This window comes from Arthrobacter sp. 4R501 (genome assembly GCF_002929755.1).
Taxonomy (GTDB): Bacteria; Actinomycetota; Actinomycetes; order Actinomycetales; family Micrococcaceae; genus Arthrobacter.
Genome location: NZ_PJIW01000043.1, coordinates 1 through 3,136, shown reverse-complemented (window position 1 = coordinate 3,136; position 3,136 = coordinate 1). Strand labels below are relative to the sequence as shown.

Annotated in this window: 4 protein-coding genes; 3 read left to right on the top strand and 1 reads right to left on the bottom strand. The window is 61.1% G+C overall.

Going from position 1 to position 3,136, the window contains the following annotated elements; all coding sequences use genetic code 11:
- Window positions 1-301: 301 nt before the first annotated feature.
- Window positions 302-907 (bottom strand): class I SAM-dependent methyltransferase, encoded by a 606-nt coding sequence (locus tag CXR02_RS21800; protein ID WP_104063885.1) that lies wholly within the window; start codon window positions 905-907, stop codon window positions 302-304.
- 304 nt (window positions 908-1,211) lie between these two features.
- Between CXR02_RS21800 and CXR02_RS21795 the strand changes: the two genes are divergently transcribed.
- From CXR02_RS21795 to CXR02_RS21785, 3 genes are all read left to right on the top strand, one after another.
- A complete protein-coding gene (locus CXR02_RS21795) occupies window positions 1,212-1,562 on the top strand; it encodes a helix-turn-helix transcriptional regulator (protein WP_104063884.1) in 351 nt (116 codons plus the stop codon).
- Window positions 1,559-2,092 (top strand): SRPBCC domain-containing protein, encoded by a 534-nt coding sequence (locus CXR02_RS21790; protein ID WP_104063883.1) that lies wholly within the window; start codon window positions 1,559-1,561, stop codon window positions 2,090-2,092. Before CXR02_RS21795 ends, CXR02_RS21790 begins: the two co-directional genes overlap by 4 nt.
- A 396-nt stretch (window positions 2,093-2,488) precedes the next feature.
- Window positions 2,489-2,830: a YciI family protein gene (locus tag CXR02_RS21785; RefSeq protein ID WP_104063882.1), complete on the top strand. Its 342-nt coding sequence runs from the start codon at window positions 2,489-2,491 to the stop codon at window positions 2,828-2,830.
- Window positions 2,831-3,136: the final 306 nt, after the last annotated feature.

Genomic DNA, 3,136 nt, shown 5'->3' with positions numbered 1-3,136 from the left:
GTTCCCCTCGCGGCGACTTAGAAAACAATACACCCACCCAACCCCCACCGCAAATCCACCCCCACAACAGGCCCCAATGCCGCAGGAACCGCGTCGTGGCGGGGAATCCAGGGGGCTCAACGGGGCCCCGGCGCAGTAATCGGCCCGAACGGGTTTGTGTTGACTGGATCACATCTATCAGGGACGGGCTGGCAGCCGAGACGGCCAAGGCTGTTGCCTCCCCCGTGGCAGCCCGGACCCTCTGCCTTGTTGCTGGCCCACCCGGCCGAGCGTCTGGGCGTATCCCTTCTGGCCGACTCTCCTAGGAGCGGCTTAGGCGTGCGCTGATAGCGGCATGCGGCCGACGACCAGGATCGGTTCGTCTCTGATGCGAGATGGTTTCGAAGCCGGCGGCACTGAGCATCGTGGTTAGTACCTCCACGGGCCAGGAGTATGCAGGCGTTACAGCGTGAGGAAATCTCGCGATTTCGTCACCTTCAAACAGTCCTAGTAGGAGACGTCCGCCAGGAGCCAGGCGCCGTGCCAGTTCCCGGAGAACGGAGGGAACCTGGTCGGGTGCAAAGTGGATCAGCGAGTACCAGGCCAGGATGCCGGCTGCATATCCTTTGGGAACGCCGAGGCTCGTGAGGGAGGCGACGCGGAATGGGATGCCTGGGAAGGTTGCTTCTGCTTGCTTGATGAAGGCCGGCACCAAATCGATTCCTTCGACCGCGGCCCCTTGGTCCGCGAGGAACTTCGTCCAATGGCCGGGCCCGCATCCTACGTCCAGCACTGGCCCCACCAGAGGTGCGGCCCAATCAGCTACGAACTTCCGGTCAGCCGGATGCGTGGACTCGACCGACCCAAATCTGGCGATGTACTCGGCGGCACTCTTTGAGTACGCGATCTCGACCTCTGCGTCAGTCATGCAGCCACCCTATGGTGGGCAACAATAATCGATGCTATCCGGGCAGAGGTTCCCAGTCAGGTTCAGACCCAGCTCGTCGAGCCGACAAAACGTCGTCAAATCAGGACAGGCCAAAGCGGTTGAGAATGTCAATCTGATTTGGGTCCATTTGACCTTGGGATTTGCAGTCCCATTTGGGTCCACTAGCCGTGGGCAAAGATTGACGATCCTTCGCATGGGGATCACGAATCTAACGAAATGGACAGCATCAGCGACCACGCCCAGTCTTGTATTTGCACAGATGCGTAATTAGGCTGGGGCGCAAATGGATGAACTGAGTGCGATTTTCCTTGCGCTGGCGGACCCCGCCCGCCGTGCTCTGCTGGCGCAACTGCAGCAGGGTGAGGCGACGGTGACCGAACTAGCCGCTCCGCACTCGATTAGCGTGCCGTCCGTATCGCGCCACCTGAAAGTCCTCGAGCAGGCCGGGCTGATCACTAAGTCCAGATCGGCCCAGTGGAGGAACTGCCGGCTTCAACCTGCGCCGCTACAACAGGTTGAGGAATGGATGCGGCCGTACCGCGATTTCCTGAGCACACGGCTGGATCGCCTGGACGCTCAGCTCGCCATAAACCCCGATCGGCCCGATGAGCTCACAGAACTGGAGGATAGATGATGACCGACTACCCGACTCAGCAACGAAGCTTCACCCTTACCCGAATTTTGGCTGCATCACGGCATGCCGTGTTCACCGCTTGGACCGACCCTGAGCATCTTGCATGGTTCTATAACCCTGACATGCCCACACCGACCACACCCATTGAGGTCGACCTCCGGGTTGGGGGAACGTGGAAACAGCAGATGGTCGTCAACGAGAACCTTAGTTACCCCACCGGGGGGATCTACCTGGAGATCGTTCCCGACGAACGACTCGTTTTCCGCTGGGGAGCAGTCGGAGGATGGCCCGAACTCGACGGCGAGAACGAACGAGAAGCCCCTGTTGTCACAGTGCAACTGAACGACGTAGGCACGAAGACAGAACTCGTCCTCACAGTTCGGTTCTCTGAGCATCTGGACATCGAAGAGGTGCAAAAGCTCATGATGGGAGGTACCCAGGAGGGCTGGGGTGCCACCATCGACCGGATTAAGGACAGCACCGCCATGACGCCCAAGACTAATGGGCGCATGGCCGCGATAAACCCCTGATCCTGGCATCCCGGCGTATCCTCGCGAAAAGCTCCACTCTCGACTCCATCACGGCCTTCCTCCGTTGGAAAAACCTCCTGATGGAATCAACCGTGGAGTGGGCTCAGCTGAAACTGCGATTCATCAACCGGCGAGCCGCGAAGTGGGCCCCAACCAAACTGCAAACCCGGTCCCCACTCAAACTGCCATAATCAAGCGGTCGTGGCGATCTTCTTCACGTGCCCGCACTGTATGACGCGCTTTCAGACCGTACCGCTCGAGCAGGTTCCGCGGGTCGCTCGCAACGCTCTACCTTGACCATCTGTAGGGCGCCGGAGCCATAATCGGTCTGTGCACCAGAGCGGTGCCGGACAGAGGAACCGACGGATCGCGCCGCCGACGCAGAGGAGTCCAAGAATGACCAAGTACCTGATCTCGTTCCCCAGTGACGCCATGGTTTTCCCAGAGGAAGACTTCCAGACGGTCGTCGAAGACTCACATGCCGTCATCGCCGAGGCCAAGGCGGCGGGCGTGTACGTTTTCGGCGGCGGGATCGACGAGGCCGTAGACCCGGTGCTCGTGGCCGGTGACGGCACCGTCACCGAGGGCACGCATCCAGGCCACCAGGTGCCCAACGGCGGCTACGCCATTTTTGAGCTGCCCACACGGCAGGCGGCACTCGAGTGGGCCGCGAAGATCGCCGTCGCCTGCCGCTGCCCCCAAGAGGTCAGGCAGTTCGGCTACGACCCGGCCAGCTGACGAGAGCGACCCTGTTGGAGTGTGCCCAAATTCACTGGTGTGCGGGGCTGGGTGTTGGCATGGTTTTGGGGTGGTTGTGGTGTCTGGTGTGGTTCGGTGCGCCGGCGGTCCGGGTGTGCCGGCGGTCCGGGTGTGCCGGCGGTCCGGGTGTTTGTGGTGCGGGGGTGTTTTGGTGGTTAAAGTGGGAGAGCCCCCCAACCTGGTGGTTGGGGGGCTCTCGACCATTTTTTAATGATGTTCCGGCGGTGACCTACTCTCCCACACCCTCCCGGGTGCAGTACCATCGGCGCTGTGGGTCTTAGCTTC

Bases quoted from the DNA above. Each gene is read 5' to 3' on its own strand.
- CXR02_RS21800 (WP_104063885.1), bottom strand. From the start codon at position 907: ATGACTGACGCAGAGGTCGAGATCGCGTACTCAAAGAGTGCCGCCGAG.
- CXR02_RS21795 (WP_104063884.1), top strand. From the start codon at position 1,212: ATGGATGAACTGAGTGCGATTTTCCTTGCGCTGGCGGACCCCGCCCGC.
- CXR02_RS21790 (WP_104063883.1), top strand. From the start codon at position 1,559: ATGATGACCGACTACCCGACTCAGCAACGAAGCTTCACCCTTACCCGA.
- CXR02_RS21785 (WP_104063882.1), top strand. From the start codon at position 2,489: ATGACCAAGTACCTGATCTCGTTCCCCAGTGACGCCATGGTTTTCCCA.